At 41.5% G+C, this 21718-nt stretch carries 19 protein-coding genes and 1 other RNA gene; 9 read left to right on the forward strand and 11 right to left on the reverse strand.

What is annotated here, in order from left to right; all coding sequences use genetic code 11:
• Positions 1 to 17 precede the first annotated feature (17 nt).
• Together ribH and psbZ are read right to left on the reverse strand one after the other, a co-directional pair.
• A complete protein-coding gene (ribH, locus tag RRG12_RS30505) occupies positions 18 to 596 on the reverse strand; it encodes a 6,7-dimethyl-8-ribityllumazine synthase (protein WP_420761789.1) in 579 nt (192 codons plus the stop codon).
• A gap of 192 nt (positions 597 to 788) precedes the next feature.
• Positions 789 to 977 (reverse strand): photosystem II reaction center protein PsbZ, encoded by a 189-nt coding sequence (psbZ, locus tag RRG12_RS30510; RefSeq protein WP_069072749.1) that lies wholly within the window; start codon positions 975 to 977, stop codon positions 789 to 791.
• A 204-nt stretch (positions 978 to 1181) separates the two neighbouring features.
• Here psbZ and RRG12_RS30515 point away from each other — a divergent pair, with 204 nt between their 5' ends.
• The gene (locus RRG12_RS30515) at positions 1182 to 1331 is read left to right on the forward strand and encodes a hypothetical protein (RefSeq protein WP_176727115.1); all 150 of its coding nucleotides are present in this window, start codon (positions 1182 to 1184) and stop codon (positions 1329 to 1331) included.
• A 201-nt stretch (positions 1332 to 1532) separates the two neighbouring features.
• Positions 1533 to 4238, forward strand: a complete 2706-nt coding sequence (locus RRG12_RS30520; protein WP_420761790.1) for a CBS domain-containing protein — start codon at positions 1533 to 1535, stop codon at positions 4236 to 4238.
• A 76-nt stretch (positions 4239 to 4314) separates the two neighbouring features.
• Here RRG12_RS30520 and RRG12_RS30525 read toward each other — a convergent pair whose 3' ends face one another.
• The 3 genes from RRG12_RS30525 to RRG12_RS30535 all read right to left on the reverse strand — a co-directional run bounded on the left by RRG12_RS30525 (position 4315) and on the right by RRG12_RS30535 (position 5813).
• Entirely contained in the window at positions 4315 to 5037 is a 723-nt protein-coding gene (locus RRG12_RS30525) for a Uma2 family endonuclease (RefSeq protein ID WP_420761791.1), read from the reverse strand.
• Between the two features lie 96 nt (positions 5038 to 5133).
• On the reverse strand, positions 5134 to 5577 hold the full coding sequence (locus tag RRG12_RS30530; protein ID WP_420761792.1) for a type II toxin-antitoxin system PemK/MazF family toxin: 444 nt from the start codon (positions 5575 to 5577) through the stop codon (positions 5134 to 5136).
• On the reverse strand, positions 5571 to 5813 hold the full coding sequence (locus RRG12_RS30535; protein ID WP_069072745.1) for an AbrB/MazE/SpoVT family DNA-binding domain-containing protein: 243 nt from the start codon (positions 5811 to 5813) through the stop codon (positions 5571 to 5573). The genes RRG12_RS30530 and RRG12_RS30535 overlap by 7 nt, the downstream gene beginning before the upstream one ends.
• Before the next feature lie 321 nt (positions 5814 to 6134).
• On the opposite strand from RRG12_RS30535, the gene RRG12_RS30540 reads away from it, so the two are divergent.
• The 5 genes from RRG12_RS30540 (at position 6135) to queF (ending at position 8016) form a co-directional block, all read left to right on the forward strand.
• Positions 6135 to 6401: a YciI family protein gene (locus RRG12_RS30540; RefSeq protein ID WP_069072744.1), complete on the forward strand. Its 267-nt coding sequence runs from the start codon at positions 6135 to 6137 to the stop codon at positions 6399 to 6401.
• Between the two features lie 37 nt (positions 6402 to 6438).
• An RNA gene (ffs, locus tag RRG12_RS30545) (signal recognition particle sRNA small type) lies at positions 6439 to 6535 on the forward strand.
• A gap of 25 nt (positions 6536 to 6560) precedes the next feature.
• Positions 6561 to 6950 carry a phasin family protein gene (locus tag RRG12_RS30550; protein ID WP_420761793.1) on the forward strand — a complete coding sequence of 130 codons (390 nt, stop codon included), beginning with the start codon at positions 6561 to 6563 and terminating at the stop codon, positions 6948 to 6950.
• A 156-nt stretch (positions 6951 to 7106) separates the two neighbouring features.
• The gene (locus tag RRG12_RS30555; protein ID WP_420761794.1) at positions 7107 to 7508 is read left to right on the forward strand and encodes a hypothetical protein; all 402 of its coding nucleotides are present in this window, start codon (positions 7107 to 7109) and stop codon (positions 7506 to 7508) included.
• Between the two features lie 94 nt (positions 7509 to 7602).
• Positions 7603 to 8016 (forward strand): preQ(1) synthase, encoded by a 414-nt coding sequence (gene queF / locus RRG12_RS30560; protein ID WP_069072741.1) that lies wholly within the window; start codon positions 7603 to 7605, stop codon positions 8014 to 8016.
• A gap of 75 nt (positions 8017 to 8091) precedes the next feature.
• On the opposite strand, the gene RRG12_RS30565 is transcribed toward queF, so the two are convergent.
• Both RRG12_RS30565 and RRG12_RS30570 read right to left on the reverse strand, forming a co-directional pair.
• Complete coding sequence (locus RRG12_RS30565) at positions 8092 to 9492, reverse strand: cytochrome c biogenesis protein (RefSeq protein WP_420761795.1); 1401 nt, start codon at positions 9490 to 9492, stop codon at positions 8092 to 8094.
• 29 nt (positions 9493 to 9521) lie between these two features.
• Positions 9522 to 10262 carry a cytochrome c biogenesis protein CcdA gene (locus tag RRG12_RS30570; protein WP_181931379.1) on the reverse strand — a complete coding sequence of 247 codons (741 nt, stop codon included), beginning with the start codon at positions 10260 to 10262 and terminating at the stop codon, positions 9522 to 9524.
• A gap of 184 nt (positions 10263 to 10446) precedes the next feature.
• Here RRG12_RS30570 and RRG12_RS30575 point away from each other — a divergent pair, with 184 nt between their 5' ends.
• Positions 10447 to 17532 (forward strand): AAA family ATPase, encoded by a 7086-nt coding sequence (locus RRG12_RS30575; RefSeq protein WP_420761796.1) that lies wholly within the window; start codon positions 10447 to 10449, stop codon positions 17530 to 17532.
• Positions 17533 to 17876: 344 nt separating this feature from the next.
• On the opposite strand, the gene RRG12_RS30580 is transcribed toward RRG12_RS30575, so the two are convergent.
• Positions 17877 to 18176 carry a 2Fe-2S iron-sulfur cluster-binding protein gene (locus tag RRG12_RS30580; RefSeq protein ID WP_069072737.1) on the reverse strand — a complete coding sequence of 100 codons (300 nt, stop codon included), beginning with the start codon at positions 18174 to 18176 and terminating at the stop codon, positions 17877 to 17879.
• Between the two features lie 167 nt (positions 18177 to 18343).
• A complete protein-coding gene (locus tag RRG12_RS30585) occupies positions 18344 to 19183 on the reverse strand; it encodes a uroporphyrinogen-III synthase (protein ID WP_069072736.1) in 840 nt (279 codons plus the stop codon).
• Between the two features lie 267 nt (positions 19184 to 19450).
• On the opposite strand from RRG12_RS30585, the gene RRG12_RS30590 reads away from it, so the two are divergent.
• Positions 19451 to 20668 carry a glycosyltransferase family 4 protein gene (locus RRG12_RS30590; RefSeq protein ID WP_420761797.1) on the forward strand — a complete coding sequence of 406 codons (1218 nt, stop codon included), beginning with the start codon at positions 19451 to 19453 and terminating at the stop codon, positions 20666 to 20668.
• Between the two features lie 204 nt (positions 20669 to 20872).
• Here the strand turns inward: RRG12_RS30590 and RRG12_RS30595 are convergent, their stop codons facing one another.
• Both RRG12_RS30595 and RRG12_RS30600 read right to left on the reverse strand, forming a co-directional pair.
• Positions 20873 to 21154 (reverse strand): hypothetical protein, encoded by a 282-nt coding sequence (locus RRG12_RS30595; protein WP_420761798.1) that lies wholly within the window; start codon positions 21152 to 21154, stop codon positions 20873 to 20875.
• On the reverse strand, positions 21147 to 21380 hold the full coding sequence (locus tag RRG12_RS30600) for a hypothetical protein (RefSeq protein ID WP_069072733.1): 234 nt from the start codon (positions 21378 to 21380) through the stop codon (positions 21147 to 21149). The genes RRG12_RS30595 and RRG12_RS30600 overlap by 8 nt, the downstream gene beginning before the upstream one ends.
• Positions 21381 to 21718: the final 338 nt, after the last annotated feature.

Here is a 21718-nt window from a genome sequence, read left to right on the forward strand (position 1 = left end):
AATGACTAATGACTCATTTAGCCTAGTTCTTCTGACTCCGCAGTTAAATTGCCGATGCTGGCACCTTGAAAAGAGGCTGGCAAAGACTGGCTATTACGAGAATATGGCTCTGCCAGGTTAGAACGCAGTTGCCGCATCAGGCTTGCCATTTCTAGGGCATTCAGGGCATAATCCCAGCCATGATTACCTTTGATGCCTGCCCGTTCTAAGGCTTGCTGCATAGTATCTACTGTCAAAATGCCAAAAATCACTGGCACTCCAGTTTGAAAGCTAGCGGCGGCAATGCCTTTAGAAACCTCGGCGGATACGTAATCAAAATGGGGTGTTTGTCCTCGAATGACTGCACCTAGACAAATTACAGCATCATAACGATGGGAAAGTGCTAGTTGCCGAGCTACTAAAGGTACTTCAAAACTTCCCGGAACCCAAACATAGTCCACCTGAGTACCTTGTGGGTTAGGATCTACACCGTGGCGTTTCAAACAATCTTGACAACCCTCTAGCAGCTTTCCGGTAACGAGGTCATTGAATCGACCAATAACCACTGCAAAACGCAAAGGTTCCGTTTGAGTAAAAGTTCCCTCGAAAACTGCCATGACTGCCTCTTTATCAACTATACTTCTGGCCAATATACATTTCTTATTTAAATGTAGAAGAGCAGGAAAGCCCAGTCAGGATGAAGGAACCAGGAAAAAGAAAAAATTTCTTGTTTCCTTTAACCTTTGACCTTGGCTTTTCTGCTCCTCTAGTTCTTATATTATGTGCCTGCGCCAGAGCGAAGCCGTCGCCTACACGACAAAAAAGTTTAACAAACCAACTAAAAACACCAAACCAATCCAGACACCAGAGCCAACCCAGAGCAGTTTTTTAGAATCATTCCAATTTTGGGGAGTGGCGTAAGCAACAGGAACCCCAACAACTAGGACAAAGGACAATAGGACTAGACCTATCAAGGCAAATTGAAATATTATGGTCATTTTTGCTTCTCCCAATACAGCGAAATAGTGATATGTCCTACATTAACAGTAAGCTGTACAGTGTAGGCTTCTCAGTGACTCCTGCGATCGCATAGGACATTTCCTGAGCTTTAGTTTTATGTCCCCGTGATACCCCAACGGAGACAATTTGATTTTTTCTTCCTTTCGTACCCCACAAATTTTACGACACAGGATGAATTGCTTATGACTTTTGCACTGATGTGTCAACCAATGGTAAATTTGCTTTCTTTGAAAGGATGCCTACTCGTTTCCCGTTGTCCAACGTTTCACGTAGGTTTCCCAGAGGGCTGTCTAGAGGTGTATCAACGACCGTGGCGGCGAGTAACCAATTAAATCATACAACGCCCCGATCATCTATATTCAGAATATTTGACAATTACAGTGCTGACTTTCAGGGCTTAAGGGTGAGGCTTCTGCCCATTTTAGCTAAAGGGCGACACTGACACTTTTTTCTTGTTTTTAAGCTACCAGAAACTACAACATCTTAGTCATTTGTTCTTTGTTTAAGTACCAATGACTAATGACTACTTAACTATGGATTTAATTCTTTGCCACACGACAGCAGATTTTGACGCATTAGGAGCAGCAGTAGGGTTAACGCGCCTACTACCGGGAAGTAAGATTGTGCTGACTGGCGGTTCTCACCCTCCTGTACGGGATTTTTTAGCATTGCATCGGGATGAATATCCGCTAATTGAACGGCGTTCGGTGAATGCCGAAAAAATTCGTTCTCTGACTGTGGTGGATACGCAACAGCGCGATCGCTTGGGTAAAGCTGCTGAGTGGTTAGATTTACCCAATCTCAAAGAAATTATAGTTTATGACCATCACTTAGGACAAGAATCAGATATTCCCGCCACGCGATCGCATATTGACTCAGTAGGAGCTACCACAACTTTAATTGTGGAGCAATTGCAACAACAGGAAATTTCCCTGACTCCTGCTGAAGCGACTGTGATGGCTTTGGGTATCCACGTTGACACTGGCTCCTTGACCTTTGACCAGTCCACACCACGGGATGCTTTAGCTTTGGCTTGGTTGATGCAACAAGGTGCAAGTTTATCGGTAATTTCTACTTACCGTGACCCTGGCTTGTCTTTGCAATTGCAACAGTTATTAACTGAATCGCTGGAAAATTTAGAATATCTTTGTCTACGCGGATATACGATTGCCTGGGTAACTATAAGAACTAAAAATTTTGTGCCTGGATTATCGAGTTTGGCATCGGAACTCGTGGAATTAACCGAAATTGATGCCCTACTGTTGGCTAATGAGTATCTAGGTAAAGGGGATTCAAGTTTAAGTGTGATTGGGCGATCGCAAATTCCCAAGACGAATCTTAACCGATTATTCCAACTCTTGGGTGGTGGCGGTCATTCACAAGCCGCATCGCTAAATCTAAGGGGAGTTGATTCGCAAGCAATCTTAAAACAACTCCTTGACGGGATAAAAGCGCAAATTCCCCATCCCCCCACCGCGAGGGATTTGATGTCTTCTCCTGTCCGCACGATTCTGCCCGAAACCACAATTGCTGAAGCACAACGCATTTTATTACGCTATGGACACTCTGGTTTATCTGTAGTTGATACTCAAGAGCAACTAGTAGGTATTATTTCACGGCGGGATATTGATATCGCCTTACATCACGGATTTAGTCATGCGCCAGTTAAGGGCTACATGACAAGAAATCTGAAAACAATTACACCAGATACGACACTGCCACAAATTGAGTCGCTGATGGTGACTTATGATATCGGACGCTTGCCAGTATTGGAAAATGGGCAGTTAGTTGGTCTTGTCACTCGTACTGATGTCTTGCGGGAATTACATCAGGAAAGGGATGAAGATGGAGAAGAGGAAAAATTCAAAATTCAAAATTCAAAATTCAAAATTCCTCTTAGCACTGAGTTGCAAAATAAACTTGCTCCTCAGTTATGGCAATTACTCACCATCGCATCGCAAGAAGCCGAAAAAAGGGGTTGGCATCTTTATTTAGTAGGAGGTGCGGTGCGGGATTTGCTGTTAGCTGAAGCAACATCGGACACTTTGATAATTAACGATATTGACCTAGTAGTTGATGGCTTTCACAAATCAGCAGATGTTGGCGCTGGTGTGGAACTAGCAAAAGCACTCCAACAACTTTACCCTGCGGCTCGTTTAGAAATCCACGGGGCTTTTCAAACTGCGGCTTTGTTGTGGCACAAAGACCCAGAATTAGATTCTCTTTGGGTAGATATTGCTACGGCTAGAACAGAGTTTTATCCTTACCCGGCGGCGAATCCAGAAGTTGAGGCGAGTTCGATTCGTCAAGACTTGTATCGTCGAGATTTTACCATTAATGCGATCGCTTTGCGGCTTACTACTCCCCGTGCTGGTGAATTACTCGATTTCTTTGGGGGATTACTCGATTTACAAGCTAAACAAATTCGAGTTTTACACGCCAACAGCTTTATAGAAGACCCCACCCGGATTTATCGCGGTGTGCGGTTTGCTGTGCGCTTCGGATTTCACATAGAACCGCAAACTGAAGAGTTTATTCGCTATGCGATCAACAGTGGTGTTTACGATCGCACTTCCCAAGAGAATACCAAAACCCCAGCCCTACAAACTCGACTGAAAACAGAATTAAAACACATCTTAGAAGTCCCCTACTGGAAATCGGCTTTACAGTTACTCGATAATTTAGGGGCATTGCAATGTATCCATCCTACCCTGAAGCTAGATGTGGAAGTCCTACAACAATTACGTTTGCTAGAACGCTGTTTGCGGCGATTTGATGCCGAACAAACCCTCATCCATTGGGAAATGCGCTTAGAAACGTTAATCGCCTATTTAGCACCACAATATCGGGCGAAAGTAGCAAAAAATCTGCAACTACAAGAAGATGGCATTAAACGCTTGCAAAACTTGGCTTCTGCCCAATCTGAGATGATGCAATCTTTGCCTAAATGTCAAAGTCCCAGTCAAGTAGTACAGCTGTTGCGAAAGTACGATTTACCACTGCTGATTTTAATCGCTGTGCAAAGTCCGCGATCGCTTAGACATCAGATTTGGGAATATTTAACTGTTTGGGCGAATGTGCAGCCACTATTGAATGGTAATGATTTAAAAAAACTTGGTTACAAACCAGGGCCTCAATATCGGCAGATATTAGATGATATGCTTGCTGCTACCTTGGATGGAATAATTAAAGATAAGACTGAAGCTGAGGAGTTTTTAGCACAACACTATCCTAAATGAAATAGTGAAGCGATCGCTCATATATTTGTGGAGTGTTGAGCAATAGATTATAAATTCAAGAGGCGATCGCAGTAGTCTAAATTGTATCTGGGTCAATATTTAACTCCCGTAGTTTTGCTGCTAAACGTTCTGCTTTTTGTTCAGCTTGTTCAGCTTGTTGTTGTGACTGTTCAGCCTTTTGTTCGGCTTGTTCTGCCGTTTCCTCAGGTGTTGGTACTAATTGCCCATCTCGTGTAAAAAACCGCAATAAACCTTCATAAACTCCCAAATATAACCCTAGCTGATGACTCCACAAATATCCTTGTTCACTTACTTGTAGAGGTTGATATTCTCCATCTACTAAATGAAATCCCGCAAATTCTTGTGTGTAAGGGTCAAACCAAAAATAATCGAGTGTGCGGAAAGTCTGTTGATAAATTGTTTTCTTTAAACCTTTATCAGTATTAGCTGTTGAGTTAGACAAAATTTCTAAAATTACATTCGGATATTTGCCATCTTCTTCCCAGACTACCCAACTTTTACGGGTTTTGCGTTCAGTTCCCAAAACTACAAAAAAGTCTGGCCCTCGGAAGTATTCTGATTTGCGTTGGCGCGGACTGTAATAAATAGTCAGATTTCCCGCCGCATAGAAATCATTTCGATCTCGCCACAACCATTCCAGACATGTTAAAAGTAGGATTATTTGCCGTAAATGCAGTTCGCTTTCCAAGGGAGGCTCATCACTATATAAATCACCAGGGGGAAATATAACATCTTGGCAGATGCCTTCTTGAAAATCTAATTCTTGAGCTATGGTCATAGAATGGATACGGCATCAAGTAGTTCTGGATTTATTTTAGCAGTGTTGTAGTTAGCTATGCGTAGCTAACTGTAAAAGATTTAAATAAAATTAGTTTTATAAAATTAATGTTTCGAGTTTTGCCTGTACTTCTTCTATTAAATCTTGTGAAACACTTTCAACAAATTTTGCCCTTCTAGCTTGCCAAGATAATGTTTTAATTTGGTCAGCTAACACAACTCCTTTTGTTTGCATTCCCTCAACAAGTGGAACTTCAAACCTAAGCCCTTTTGCTTTGCTGGTTATAGGACACGTTAAAACTAAAGAAGCTATTCGATTGTATTGAATTGGAGATATAACAAGAGCAGGGCGGTAGCCCCTTTGCTCCCGCCCTTGCTGTTGTAGTTCATTGTTCAATGTTATAGCAATGTCATTAAATGACATTCCTGAGTTGTAAAGGGCAAATGCACGCTGGATTGAATCAGCCGTAAACTGCTGTTCTGATCCAAATTCTAATTTGATAATATCTCCTCTTTTAGGAAAGTATTGATTGACTACCAATGCTCATTCCCCACAGCATTTCCAGTTTCAAATTCTGGATGAAATTTATCAGGAGTCATACCTTCAAGCAATTCATCAAGCGTATACTTTTTTCTTTTTCGTGGTGTGAAGATAAGACTGCTACCTTCCACAGTAATATCCATACCTGTCCCTTCAGTTATATGTGCTTGTTCAGCTACCGCTTTTGGAATCCGAATAGCTAAACTATTTCCCCATTTAGCAACAACTGCCGTCATAGCTATCTCCAAATATTTTGTTAGCGAGGTACACGCCCGAACTTTAGATTTTCGGAGTGAAACACTTTTAAAAATTTGTCTAACGTATATACTTTGAAGATACATTTTTTATTGCTGGGTGTCAACACACCCTTGGAAGCCAATCGTTGATGGCTGAATGCAGCGCTGCACGTTGCGGTAACTTCCGACTTCAACTTACAGCAACACGGGCTAGTTAGTGGAAGTTGGAAGCCAAGAGTTGGAAGTTAGGGACTTCCAGAGAATAAAATATACAGTTATTCAAACAAGGTTCAGATATTTGTAACTGGAGTTAAAACGCTTATGCCTTGGTTTGTAAAGATTGAAGAAGGCAAAGTCGATAAACCTACCTTTGACCAATACGTACCTGCCCACAAAGCCTACATTCAGGACTTGATTACTAAAGGACACAAAGCCCGAACAGGCTATTGGGCGGAGCAAAGGGGCGGGATGTTGCTGTTTGAGGCAACCTCAAAGGCTGAAGCAGAAGCGATTGTAGCTGATGACCCGTTGGTGAAACACGGCTGCGTCACCTATCAACTTTATGAATGGCGAATTGTTATGGAATAACACACACTTACTGGATTTTAATGCTATGCTTTTATAAGACCTGGATCTATGCGATCGCAACACCCAAATCTTGTCAGAACCGGAAGGTAGCAGCAACACGGGAGGCTTGTGGTAGGCGTAGTCTCCGGGTCGCCCTATTTTTAGGAGCGGTCAGCAACAATGCCTGGTTTTGGAGATATTGTTCAAAAAGCTTTTTACCTCGGTGTTGGATTAGCTTCTTACGCAGGTGAGAAAGCAGGGGGAAAATTAGCCCAAGTGCGATTGCAAGTCCAAAAACTGGCAGATGAAATGGTTGCCAAGGGCGAAATGAACACCGAAGAAGCCCGCCGCTTCGTTGAAGAGATGATGAAGCAAGCCCAACAAGCCCAACCATCTGCTGAAACCTCTGAGACAACACCCCCTTCTGAACCTCGCCGCATTGAAATTTTAGAGGACGATGAAGAACCAACGGTGAAAGAGGCATCAACTGATGATGAGAATGTAGATAAGTTGCGCCAAGAAGTGCTAAACCTGCAAGATGAGTTAAAACGATTGCAACGCGATCAATAAAAAGCATTCTTTGATCGAAATATTAGCAATCAGTGGCATCTTGACATGACACTTCGGATAGAAACTTGATAAGATACATTGCCTAGTGTGTAATTTAGTGCTTCAAGCCAGATAACACAAAGCGTCCTGTTTATAGCCTGCAAAGGTGTCAAGTTTATGGAACAGTGGCAAAAAGATTTAGTAGAAATCGTTGAAACGGTGGCTGATGAAGTAGAGCGTTTCTTCCTGGGAATGGGTGAAGTGGTAGACGCATTTTTTGAGTTAACGGAAGAAGTCACTGGGCAAGTACACAGTAACATTTTCACTGAAGTCGATCAGTATTTACAGGATTTGGCTGAACCAATGTTGGAGGCTTACTGGGAACTGGAAGACATTGTAGCAGATGTAGATCCAGGTTTTCCCTATTCAGTTGAACCCACAGCCGAAAAAAATCCTGCTTGTATTGGTTGTACTCACTACCACGGTCAAGTTTATGGTGGTAATTTGTTAGTTTGTGCCATGCATCCCAACGGTTGTGAAGATGAGAATTGTCCAGATTGGCAGAAGGAAGAGTATTGAGGGGGAGTTAGGAGTTAGGAGTTAACAAGCTATAACAATTACTAAAAGGGTGTAAAGACGGCTAAAATAACCAATGACAAGTGAAAACTGACAAATGACAACCGATAAATTATCTGAAAGTGCATCTCAGGCAAGCCAAGAAATGAAGTATGGCGAACGCGACATTGCGGAAGGTAAACTAATTACTTTTCCGAATCCGCGTGTGGGCAGACGATATGACATTAACATTACTTTGCCGGAATTTACCTGTAAATGTCCGTTTTCCGGTTATCCTGACTTTGCGACAATTTATGTTAGCTATGTACCTGATGAACGGGTAGTGGAATTGAAGGCACTCAAACTTTATATTAATAGTTACCGCGATCGCTATATTTCCCACGAAGAGTCTGCTAATCAAATTTTGGATGATTTTGTAGCTGCTTGTGATCCGTTGGAAGTCACTGTGAAAGCGGATTTTACGCCTCGCGGTAATGTACATACTGTGGTTGAAGTGCGTCACCAAAAGTAAGGTAAGTTTTAAACGCAAAGGGACGCGGAGGAAATCGCAGAGGAACGCGGAGGATTACTTTGCGTTCCTCTGCTTTTAAACTTCAATCGCCGTTTCTTTCTCCTCACCTTTTGGTTGTGAACTTAGGCGATCTAAAATTTCTAAAACTTCTTGTTCAAAAGCAACTTGGGCGCGATTAGTTTTGCCACCAACATATAAGCGATCGCCTTTTTGCAATGCCCATATTTGCGAGTGGGAAAAATAACTCATCACCACACCCAGCATTAGCAAACCAAACCCTGTGTAAACAATTGGTATGCCTGGATCGGCTTTAATTTGTAAGCCAGTGCTACCAATGACATCCAGAATTTTCAGCTTCACGCCATTGATTTCGGTGAACATCCCAGCGCGGACTGTATCAACGAGTTTGCCAGTGGCATCATAAATTAATACCATCCCTTGCAAGTCTTTGGCTAATAGGGAGACACCCTCACTCAAATCCGGTTTAGTTGGAACCCAGGTTCCCCAAATGCGCCCGTTACCGTTGGTGTTCAATTGCGCCATCGGTAGCTGAAAAACGGGGCTGTTGTTAAATTGGACGCGAACACCTGCAATTCCCCAATCAGTTTGATAGAAAGTTACGCCATGATAGCGCAGAGGTTCGTTGACAAAAATTTTCTTATGGTCAACTTCCTTTCCCTGATTATCCAAGACAGACATATCTGAATAAAATTGATCAATGCCGCCAGATGGAGTGTAGTCAATCCAAAAACGATTGACGCGCACAGACCAATCTTTAGGGACTTGGGCTGCTGCTAAAGGGCCAGCATCGACAATATTTGTCACTTTAAATGTATCGCCACTGGCAACCATTTCTTGAGCCAGAAACCCAGTCATCGCTCCCCAAATTCCCCCTAGCAAAATAGCGACGATGCCAATATGAACGATAATTGGGCCGATGCGTCCAACTATTCCCTTACGGGCGTAGAGGAGATTTGCTTTTTCTGGATCTGGAAAAATTTTATAGCGGTGTTTCTGTAATATCTGGTTTAAGGAATCTAGGGAACCAGTATCTAGTTCTGCACTCAAAGCTAACTTTTGAAATTGCCGTGGTTCTTCGTAATATTTCCAGCGCTGGGCAGCTTTTAAGGCTGGTAACTGACGGGTAAATGAACAAGCAGTTAAGCTAGTGCCAAATAAAATGAGTAATGCCAGAAACCACCAGGTACGATACACATGGTCTAATCCGACTACCTGAATTACCTTCCAAGTTAGGAAACCAAATAAAGCTGGATGTTCTGGGTAGTTGGCTTGGTAAAATGCGGGTGATTGACCTTGCTCGATTACAGTACCAGTGGAGCTAAAGATGGCAATCAATAGCAGTAGTGCGATCGCTAGTCGTAAGTTGGTCAGTACAGGCAAAAGCTCTTGGCGTAAGAACTTCCCAGGTATAGCCCACCATTTTAATTCTTTGGACGCTGAATCTTCTAAAGTCATTATGTGTAAAAACTAACAAAGTATTGATATTAAAAACTGCCGAGGGGAATCCGAGAAATTAAGGAAAATACACCGAATCCTACCAATAGCGCCCCACTAACTGGGTTAATCCAACCAGACCAGCGACGCAATTCCAGTAATTTTTTAATTGAAGCTGTAAAAGTACCCGCCAAAATCAACGGCGTTACGTAACCGGCTGTGTAAGAAAGTAGCAAAACAGCGCCTAAAATTAAGTCTTGTGTACTAGCAATCCAACTTAACAAGCTGGCTAAAACAGGCGTGCTACAAGGGGATGCCACTAAACCGAAAGTCAGTCCCAGCAAATAGGAGCGCAATCCGGCTGGCAAATCTGGCGAAATCCAATTGGTTTCGCCCAAGGATGGAAATTGTAGAGGTAGTGCTTCTAATAAGTTCAGCCCCATGAGAATGGCGATAATGCTGACGATAATCGGCAAACCAATTCCCACTTGACCATAGACTTTTCCTACTAAACCTGCTATAATTCCCAATCCTGCCAATGTTGTTGCTAATCCGAAAGCAAACCAAGTTGATTGGGCAGCTGCTTGCAGGCGGCTTTTGGCTTCATAACCGCCGATGTAACCAATGGTAATTGGCAGCATAGAAAGCATACAGGGTGTGAGACTGGTGAGCAAGCCAGCGGCAAAGATGATACCAACACTCACCATGCTAAGGTGTGTCAGTTGGTTAGAAACGAGGCTGTTGGCAAATTGTTCTAGTTGGTAAATTTGGGTTTGCAGGTTATCAAACATGGGGAGTCTCTGAGCGGGAAATGCTTACTCTGCTTGAATTTTAGCCTATTTTTGCTTTTTGAGTCAGCAGAAGTGATTATCCGAACCTGATATCATCTAAATTTCATCTGCCCAAGGAAATGTATCTAAAATACAATAATTAAGCTCGGATTATCCCTGAAGAAGCACGGCTGGAGTATTTGGCATGATGATTGCATTACCCGGATTTAAAATTGTCACTTTGTTAAAAGCAGGGGTAAAAGCAGTCATATACCGGGGAATTAAGGTTAAAGATCAGTGTCCGGTAATTATCAAAGGGCTACGTCCAGAACAGTGTACACCCAATAATATTGAACAACTCAAACACGAATATGCGATCGCTCAAAGGTTAAACACCACAGCAGCAGTCAAAGCTTACGCCTTAGAGATGCACCAGGGAATCCCTTATTTAATTATGGAGGATTTTGAGGCGCGATCGCTCGACCAGTTCATAGACCAATTTCAACAGCCTGTTCCGTTTCTGAAGATTGCCATTGAAATCACCAGTAAACTCGCACAAATTCACACTTATCACATTGTCCACAAGGATATTAAGCCGCAAAACATTTTAATTAACCTCGAAACTAATCAGGTAAAAATTTCCGATTTTGGAATTGCTGCCTTCATTCCATACCAGCAGCAAATAGTTAGCAGTTCCAGTTGCATTGAAGGCAGTTTACCTTATTTATCACCTGAGCAAACTGGGCGGATGAATCGAGGAATTGACCATCGCAGCGATTTGTATTCGCTGGGAGTTACCTTTTATGAGATGCTCACAGGTCAGCTACCATTTCAAGGTAAAGACCCCTTAGAGTGGGTGCATTGTCATATTGCCAAATCTCCGCTATCGCCGAAAAAGCTAAACTCTGATATTCCTCAAATACTTTGTGACATCATCATGAAATTGCTGTCGAAGGTTGCAGAACAGAGGTATCAGAGTGCTTTAGGTTTACAACTTGATTTGGAAAAATGCTTAAAGCAATTGGAGACAACTAGACAAATTCAATCCTTTGTTTTGGGTGAACAAGATATCTCAGAGCGCTTTCAAATTCCTCAAAAATTGTATGGGCGAGAACTAGAGATTGCCAAGCTTTTACAAGCATTTGAGCGAGTTGTTAGCCAAGGAAAACCAGAAATAGTGTTAGTTTCTGGTTATGCTGGCGTTGGTAAATCAACTCTTGTGAAGGAGATTCACAAGCCCATTGTTAGGGAACGCGGGGTTTTTATCTCTGGTAAGTTTGATCAGTATAAACGAGATATTCCTTATTCCACAATTGTTCAAGCTTTTCAAACATTAGCTCGACAAATTTTAACTGAACCAGAAGATCAACTTGCTACCTGGAAAAAGCAAATACAAGCAGCATTAGGGAACAATGGCAAACTAATCACAGATGTAATTCCAGAAGTTGAACTAATCGTTGGAAAACAGCCTCATATACCAGAGTTGGGGCCTGCCGAATCTAAAAATAGATTCAACTTGGTGTTTCAGAAATTCATCAGCATCTTTGCTCAAAAAGAGCATCCACTCACTGTTTTTTTAGATGATATGCAGTGGGCGGACACCGCTACTTTGAATTTAATTCAAACTATTATCACTGGCTCTAGTATCCAGTATCTCTGCTTCATTTTGGCGTATCGAGATAATGAAATTGATGTTGTACATCCCTTCAATTTGATGATAGAGAAGGTTCGCCAGTATGGAGCAAGAACGACTGAAATTCTGCTGACACCGTTGAATCCTATCTATGTCAATCAGTTAATTGCTGATACCTTACATAGTTCAGCAGAACAAGTAGAAACTCTTGCCCAATTAATTATCCGAAAAACTGACGGCAATCCCTTTTTTGTCAATGAATTTCTGAAAACACTGCATCAAGAAAATCTGCTGAATTTTAACCGCCAAGATGGTGTTTGGCAATGGGAAATAGCTGAAATTGAAGCCCAAGGTATTACAGATAATATTGTCAATCTAATGATTGAGCGGATGCAAAAACTTCCACTTGCGACTCAACAAGTGCTGAAGTTAGCCTCTTGTATTGGTAATCGCTTTGATTTAGAAGTTTTAGCACTTGTTGGAGAACAATCTATTGAAGGAACAGCAAATGCACTTGTTGAAGCAATTTTAAGAGGATTAATTATCCCTATAGAGTCAGATGAAAGTACCCAAAAAAACTATCGTTTCTACCATGACCGAGTTCAACAAGCGGCTTATGCCCTAATTGCTGATGAATCAAAGTCGGCAGTGCATCTGAAGATTGGGCAGCTTTTGCTGAAGAATGCTAGTTATGAACAAGTGAATGAGCAAATTTTTGATTTGGTCAATCAACTCAATCTCGCGGTCGATATCATTGTTGAGCAGACAGAAAAAGATGAATTAGTACGATTGAATTTAATTGCTGGAAAGAAAGCAAAAGCATCTACAGCCTATACTCCTGCTAAAAAGTTTTTTAGTGTTGCCATGCATCTTTTAGATGAGAATGCCTGGATAGAACAATATGAACAAACGTTTATTTTATTTAGAGAATTAGCTGAATGTGAATTCTTAACAGGCAATTTAGAACAAGCGGAAAAATTATTTGAACTACTATTTAGTAAAGCGGAATCATATATTGAAAAAGCCAATATTTATATACTGCAAATCAGACTCTACCAAGTTGCAGGTAGGTATGAAGAGGCATTGATATTAGGATTAGCAGCTTTAAAAATTTTTGGTGTGATATTTCCTGATTCAAATGAGCAAATTCAAGGTGCGATCGCAGTTGAAAAAAAACAGGTATTAACCAATCTAGATAAGAGACAGATTTCTGATTTAATTGATGCTCCATTAATTCAAGACCCCAATATTCAAACAGTAATTAGTTTGTTGACAACTTTGGGGCCACCTACTTATCTCGGTAGACCTGATATTTTTCCTTTAGTTGTACTCAAAGCTGTTAACTACTCACTCAAGTTTGGTAATACAGAAGACTCCTGTTTTGCTTACAGCATGTATGCGATGTTGTTGGTTTCTATCTTCCATGATATTCCTACAGGCTACGCATTTTCTGAGATGACGATTCAATTGAATGAAAAGTTAAATGATTTGAAACTTAGAGGAGTTGTTCTACATATTCATGGAAGTCATATTAACGTTTGGTGTAACCATATTGCCACCGATATTCCCTTTTTAGAGCGGGGATTTATTGGCTGTGTAGAAGCAGGTGATGTGACGATGGCAAACTACAACGGTTATCAAGGATCGTGGCAAATTATCCAGTTAGGCTATCCACTTTCAGAGACATACAAATCTCTAGAAAAATACACCGCATTTGCCCATCAGTCTAAACATGAGGCTGTCTATCAGACAATCAGACTACAGCAGATGCTACTGATGAATCTGCGCGGACTAACTCACCAAAATCTGACTCTAAGTGATGATAATTTTGATGAGTCACGCGCTTTATCTATTATTACAGATGCAGGGTTTGTTAGTGGAATTATTTTTTATTACATTATCAAATTAATTATCTTTTTTACATATCGACAGTATATAGAGGCTCTTAATTGTGCCTTAAAATTATCCAATTTTCCAGTTACGACACTGGCATTACCAATTGAAACAGATTATGTTTTATATTACTCATTAAGTCTAACGGCTCTTTATCCAACAGTCTCTTCTCAAGAGCAAAAGCTGTTTTTACAAACCCTAGAATCACATCAGCAACAATTGCAATATTGGGCTAAACACGGCCCTGAAAACTTTTTACATAAATCTCAATTAGTAGCTGCTGAAATAGCTCGAATTGAAGGTCGGGATTTGGAAGCAATGCGCCTGTATGAGCAATCAATTACTTCAGCCCGTGAGCAGGGATTTATACAATATGAAGCTTTAGCTAATGAGCTAGCTGCTAACTTTTACTTTGAGCGAGAGTTTGAATTAATTGCCAAAACATACTTAGAAGTAGCTAAAAATACTTATATGCGTTGGCAGGCATTTGCTAAAGTCAAGCACTTAGAAGAATCCTATCCTCAACTATTGCCACAACAACAGCTTATTTCTAATGGAACGTTTATTACCACAGGTGAGCATTTAGACTTTTTGTCAATAGTTAAAGCCTCTCAAACTATATCTAGTGAAATTGTTTTTTCGCGGTTGTTGAAGACATTAATGCAAATTGTCGTTGAGCAAGCAGGAGCAGAAATCGGTTATTTGTTGCTAGAACACGAGCAAAATCTGGTGATTGAAGTAGAAGCGAAGGTTAATCACCAAGCAGAAAAGCTCAATGTTTCTCGACTTGTATTAGAGAGTGAAATTTCACAAGTTATTCCTCAATCAATGCTGAATTATGTTCAGCGCACTCAAGAAATAGTGATTTTGCAGAATGCCACTGAGCAAAATCTGTTTTCAAAAGACGAGTATATAATTCAAAAACAACCTAAATCTGTACTTTGTTTACCGATCGCCCGTCAGTCGAAATTACTTGGTATTTTATATTTAGAAAATAATTTAATCTCCAGTGCCTTCACACAGGAAAAACTTTCTGTGCTGGAAATTTTGACGGTTCAAATTGCTATTTCTCTAGAGAATGCTCGTCTTTATCAAGGTTTGGAAAATAGCCAAGCACAACTCAACCTGGCGTTAAAATCTGCTCAAATCGGTGTTTGGAGTTGGGATATCGCCAGCGATCGCTTTGACTGGGATGAGCAGATTTATCAACTATTTGGGCTGACGCCGGAAACCTTTGCTGGCACTTCTGAAGCGATTTTAGCTCGTCTGCATCCAGATGATCGAGAATTCCTAGCTCAATCCTTAAGTCAAGCGATTAACGAAGGCTTGGAGCATGATTTAGAATATCGAATTATTTGGGATGACGGCAGTATTCGTTACTTAGCCTGTCGGGGAAAAGCCTTTTTTGACGATGCGGGTATTGCCACACACATGAGTGGTATTGTGCTTGATATCACCGATCGCAAACAATCTGAAGCCAAACGTATCCAACTAATTCAAGAGCAAACCGCCCGACAGGAAGCAGAAGCCGATCAGCAAAGAGCAACGTTTTTGGCTCAAGTCAGTGCAACCCTCGCCTCTTCTCTTGATTACGAAAGTACGTTAGCAAGTGTGGCTAACCTGGTGGTACCTTACTTGGCCGATTGGTGTGCCGTTGATCTGTTGCAAGATAATCAATCAATTAATCGGGTAGCAGTTGCTCACCGAGATCCAGAGAAAGTAAAACTCGGTTGGGAACTTTATCAACGTTATCCCAGAAAGTTGGATGAACCTCAAGGTGTGCCTAAAGTGCTGCGTACAGGAATTGCTGAAATGGTAACTGAAATTCCAGATGCGGCTTTACTAAAATACATCTTAGACGCAGAACATCTAAGAATTGTGCGTGAACTTGGTTTAAAGTCATGTATAATCTTGCCCTTGGTGGCACGTGAAAGAATTTTTGGTGCAATTTCCTTTTTTACTGCTGAATCAGAACGTCGTTACAGCACGGCTGACTTGTCACTAGCGGAAGATGTTGCCCATCGAGCTGCGATCGCGATCGATAATGCCCGCCTTTACCAAGAAGCGCAACAAGCACAAAAAACAGCAGAACTAGCCCTAGAGCGCATTGCCCGTCTCCAATCTATTACAGCTGCCCTTTCAGAATCCCTGACACCAGCCCAAGTATCTGAAGTGATTGTAGAGCAGAGCATGGCTGCCTTGGGAGCCACTTCTGCCCTCGTCGCCTTGGTGAATGAAAGTAAAACTGAACTGGAAATTGTGCGTGCGGTTGGCTATAACCAAGATTTGGTAGATAGTTGGCGTCATTTTGCCATCGATTCACCTTCTCCTCTAGCAGAAGCAGTGCGAACTGGGAAAGCTATTTGGGCTGAATCAACAGAAAATCGGGTTGCTCGTTACCCACATTTATCCCAAATATATGCCCAATATGACTTTAAAGCCTGGATTTCTATTCCATTGATGGTAGAGGGTTCGGCAGTTGGAGGTATAAGTGTGGGATTTGCCCAGCCTCAACAACTAAGTGAGGAAGATCAAGCGTTTCTCTTGGCTGTAGCTCAACAATGCGCCCAAGCGATCGCTCGTGCCCATCTTTACGAAGCCGAACGAACGGCACGAAGCGCTGCTGAAGCCGCAAACCGCATCAAAGATGAATTTTTAGCGGTGCTATCCCATGAATTGAGAACACCACTCAACCCAATTCTGGGTTGGGCAAAACTGATGCGGAGTCGCAAGCTTGATCAAGCAACAAGCGATCGCGCCCTCGAAACCATTGAGCGCAACGCCAAGTTACAAACCCAATTAATTGAAGATTTGCTTGATGTCTCCCGCATCCTTCAAGGTAAACTTATTCTCAACTTCGGCCGAATTAATTTGGTATCAGTGATTGAAGCTGCGATCGAGACAGTGCGTTTATCAGCGGAGGCTAAATCTATCCAGATTCACAGAAGTATTGAATCTGGTGTTGGGGAAGTTTTAGGTGATGCTAATCGATTGCAACAAGTAATTTGGAATATTCTTTCCAATGCCATTAAATTTACTCCTATTGAAGGAGAAGTAAAAATTAAATTAGAGGAAGTTGGCTCACAGGTAGAAATCCGTATAACTGATACAGGGAAGGGAATTGCACCTGAGTTCTTACCTTATGTTTTTGATTATTTCCGTCAAGCTGATGGTGCTACAACTCGAAAATTTGGCGGTTTAGGTTTAGGATTAGCGATCGTTCATCATCTCGTAGAACTTCACGGGGGAACTGTTCAAGCAGAAAGTCTCGGCGAAGCTAGAGGAGCAACTTTCACCGTCAGACTTCCATGCATACAGAATGAAAGCAAGGGAATCAAGGATGCAAAAGATAATTCCGCAGTTGTGGCGGCTCAATCCTTACCTCTGTTTGGTTTAGAGATTCTAGTGGTGGATGATGATGCAGATATGCGAGAGTTTTTGCCCTTTATGCTGGAGCAGTATGGCGCAACTGTTACCATTGTCGCTTCAGCCATTGAAGCTTTAACTGCACTGAGTCAATCGCAGCCAAATATAATTGTCAGCGATATTGGGATGCCAGAAATGGACGGTTATATGCTAATGCAACAGATCAGGAGTCTGGAACCAGAGAAAGGCGGGACTATTCCAGCGATCGCTTTAACTGCTTATGCTGGTGAGATGGATCATCAGCAAGCGATCGCTGTCGGATTTCAAAAGCATATTTCTAAGCCTGTAGATCCAGAAGAATTGGTGAAGGCGATAACATCATTAAGTAAAAGTTTGTAGTAATTGGACTCAACTGAGAAGCACTATATAAACTAAATAAAAAGCGCTCCCCTTTTGGAGAGCGCTTTCTAGTGTGAATTACTTAGCCTATAGAGATTTTTTAGGAAAGTGCAAAATTTTAAATCAAGTAAGGTGTGTGATGGCCGACAGTACGGCACTACCTCAGATTTTAGATGTCTTACGGAAATTCATCACTAACACAACGGCAGTTATGATGCTTTTTGATGCGTCTGCTTCTCTACGAGATGCTGCGCTAAGGGTGGTACTCTTTTTGGAAAAACCGCAGAGTAGCCACCACTCATTCTGCCTTTCCTACAAAACTTGCTCTTGATTAAATCCACTAGTTAAGCGTTAAGCGCTTCCTCTTGATGGGTTTCGATTACACAATCAGAAAGGGGCTTGGCCACGCAGGTGAGAACCCATCCTGCGTCAATTTGATCGTTGTCTAAGAAGTTCTGATCATCTTGGTCAATTTCACCTGAAATCAGCTTACCTGTGCAGGTAGAACAAGAACCAGCATTACAGGAATAGGGCAAGTCTAGCTCATATTCCTCGTTAGCGATCTCTAGAATGTATTCATCTTCAGGGACGTCAATTACTTTTTCGCCGTCTGGGGTACGTAATGTAACTTTGTAAGTTGCCATGTAAAAAGTCCTAACTCAATATAAACTCCATTTTCGATACTACGGGTTTATGTGCTGCTAGTCTAGAGTTGATTATGGTTGACTGTTTTAGATTCTCAAACGGTTAGTAGGGGTAGTTGATGTATACCAAAAGCCCCACATCAAAATCACAGAGGGAAAAATGCTACTTAGGCGTAGCTCGTCGTAGACATCGCTTCAGCAAATCCCTCAAATGAACTATAATCTCTAGACACGATAGAGACATTCATACCCAACTTTCGCGCATTAGCAGTTGTATAAGGGCCGAAACATGCAATAATGCAACGTTCATAATCGCTTGGCGAATTGACCATTGTCAAAAAGCTTTCTATTTCCGCTGTGCTACTAAAGGCAATTACATCAATAACTCCTTGACGCATCAGGTTTAATTCAATACCGTAAATACTTTTGTTTAAACCCTGCGTGATATAGGTAGGGACACAAGTTACTTCTATACCCAATCTCTGCAAATCCGTAATTAAATTGGGTACAACATCAGGTTCAGGCAAACCAACCACTTCTGGAGCAGGTATCAGCACTTTTTTATCTTGAACTTGCGGAAGTTTTGCTAATTCAGCCACAATTCCGGCTGGGCTAGATTCTGCTGGAATTAAATCCACCTTGCCACAAAAAGACAATAAGCTTTCTGCATCTTTTCCTAAAGCACATAAGTGACATTTTTGTACCACAGAGATAGGAATATCTAAATCATTCATCCGATGAAAAAATGCAGCGATCCCATTTCTACTGGTGAAGACAATCCAATCAAATTCGTCTATGTGATCTAAAGCAGCATCTAACTCAGTGTAGTTTGATAAATAGCAGGTTTCGATAGTAGGCATGAAAACAGGTAAACCACCTTTCTTGATGATTTGTTCAGACAACCTATAAGCATAATTTCTCGGCGCTGTTACTAAAATTCTCTTCCCATATAGAGGTAACTCTCTAGATGGAGTCAGCAGGTTAATTTCTCTTGATTGGGTGTGCATTTGTTTACCGGAACAGAATTCATGGGTCAGGAGTCAGAATGGGCTAAACCTTAGCTATCCGCTAACAGAATGAATTTTGTACGAGTGGTGGATAGCGCCGGCGGCAAGCGAGTCCACGATAGCGTAGCGTTAGCTCACCCTGGAGCGTCTTGATTCTCGGCTTTGCTCCTGAATTCTGACTCCTGAATTCTTTTTAATAAATCAAATGATGACATACAGCCTCTAATGAGGTCATGGTGTACATATCACATTTGATTCATCACTTGTATGAACATTTTAATGCTATCTTCCACCTTTCCCTACCCACCAACGCGCGGGGGAACCCAAGTCAGGACATTTAATTTACTTAAGTACTTGAGTCAAAACCATAATGTTACCCTCGCGACTCAACGCGAGGGGGATGTTACAGACGCAGAAATAGCAGGACTACGCGATTGTGTGGATCATCTAGCCATTTTTGAACGCCCGCCAGATTCTCAAACCACCGGAATATTCCAGAAAATACAACGATTTGGTAGATTTTTGCAACAGGGAACACCGCCAAGCGTACTCAATCGCTACTCAGCTGAGATGCAAACCTGGGTTAATAACTGGGTGGAAGTGGGGAAATGTGATGTGATTACCTGCGAACATAGCGTCAATGAAATTTATGTCCAGCCACATTTTCAGAAACAGCTAAAAACTATAGTTAATGTTCATAGTTCTGTTTACGCTACTTGTCGTAACCAACTAGCAACCGGCATTTCGGAAAATTCCCTCCGAGACAAAATTAATCTGCCACTTTTGCGTCGTTATGAGCAAAACTACTGTGCTAAATTTTCGGCAATTGTCGCGACAACAGAAGAAGATAAAATTCAACTACAAGAATTTAACCCCAATAGTGAGATTACAGTTATTCCCAATGGCGTAGATTTAGTTTCTTTCCCCAAGCGCACCAAAGATCCCGGCGGACATCGCTTAATTTTTATCGGTGCAATGGACAATTTAGCAAACATTGATGCTGTCTGCTTTTTCAGCAACGAAGTCTTACCAGAAATCCAAAAATTGTATCCTGATACAACTTTCGATATTGTCGGTTCTTATCCAGTGCCAGAAGTTTTAGCACTTAATAAAAAGCCAGGGATTAATGTGCTTGGGCGTGTACCTTCGATGGCAGAATATTTACATCAAGCCACCATCTGTGTTGTATCTATGCGGACTGGGTTTGGCATTAAAAATAAAACTTTAGAGGCAATGGCAGCTGGTATCCCTGTAGTAGCTAGCGATCGCGGTTTAGAAGGATTAGCCGTAGATAGTGCTAGTTATCCATTACGAGCATTACGAGCAAATAAACCGGCAGAATACGTCACCGCTATTAGTCAACTCTTTGAGCATCCACCTCTGCGTTCAAAATTGTCTCACAACGGCAGACAACTGGTAGAAACAGAATTCACTTGGGATATTGCTGGTAAAAGTTATGAACAAGTTTGTCTTGGGAGAGAGTAATACTAATTCATAATTAGCACATACATAAAAATGTTTGGTCTAATTAAGATCCCACCACTAACTTTAGATAAAATCTCGTTGTTTTATTTTATCGGTGTGGGATAAATATCTGTAGAGACGTTGCACTACAACGTCTCTACATCGAGCGTGCAAATTATCTTATCTAAATCGTATTGGTTGTTAGTTGGCTTGTAAACAAACACATCAATTATTGTCAAATCTAGTCGAATAACCTAACACAAGTAATTTCTTCTGCTTACGCTTCTTTTTATTTTTGAGAGTAGTCAAATAATTATCAACGTAACGAAAAGCAGCTTCACCGTCGTAATCGGCAATGGCTATAGCTTGCAAGAAAACCTTTGAGGGAATTTCAAGCCCTAAAAATTTTTCTGTTAAAATTAATAAATCTTCATCTGTGGCCGGAAAAGTAGTTTCTTCTGTCCCTTCCGAATCATAAAATATATCATCAATTAATGCTTTATACACTTTGTACCTCCCCAAAAGCATAAGATGCAAAGCCTGTGATAAAGTTTAGCTGCTGATCGCGAGTTTGTAAGTTAACTGGGAGTTCAGTACCAGGACATCCTATCTCCCGTAAAATCTCCAAACAATAAGTACTGAGTTGAGTGTATGGAGCTTGCTCCAATTCTTGAGCTACTTCTAGAGCCATCTCCAGATTGACTTGGATAACCGTCTTTACAGGGTTGGTCATAAACACGCCCTCATAAACTGGATGCTCTCAGTTTTGATCACAAGGACAAATAGCGTAACGGTGTTTTTGCGGAATTTATGAAGAAGGGAAATTAAAATATCAGCGCATTTGCGGTAATGTCTTCGAAGTTATGCAAACTAGGCTGAAAGCTAGGCAATTTTGATCTAAGTGTGAACGTTACATTAATACGTATAATTATGTAAAAATAGTAATAAATCTTACTACAGCCTTATAAATATTGCTGTGCCCCTACAGCATCGTCTATTCAACCAAAATCGGCTATCCATCCCAACTCTTAGAGACGCTGCGCGAACGATGGGTGGGAGGGATAGCCGCCC

This window comes from Nostoc sp. CALU 546, assembly GCF_048836525.1.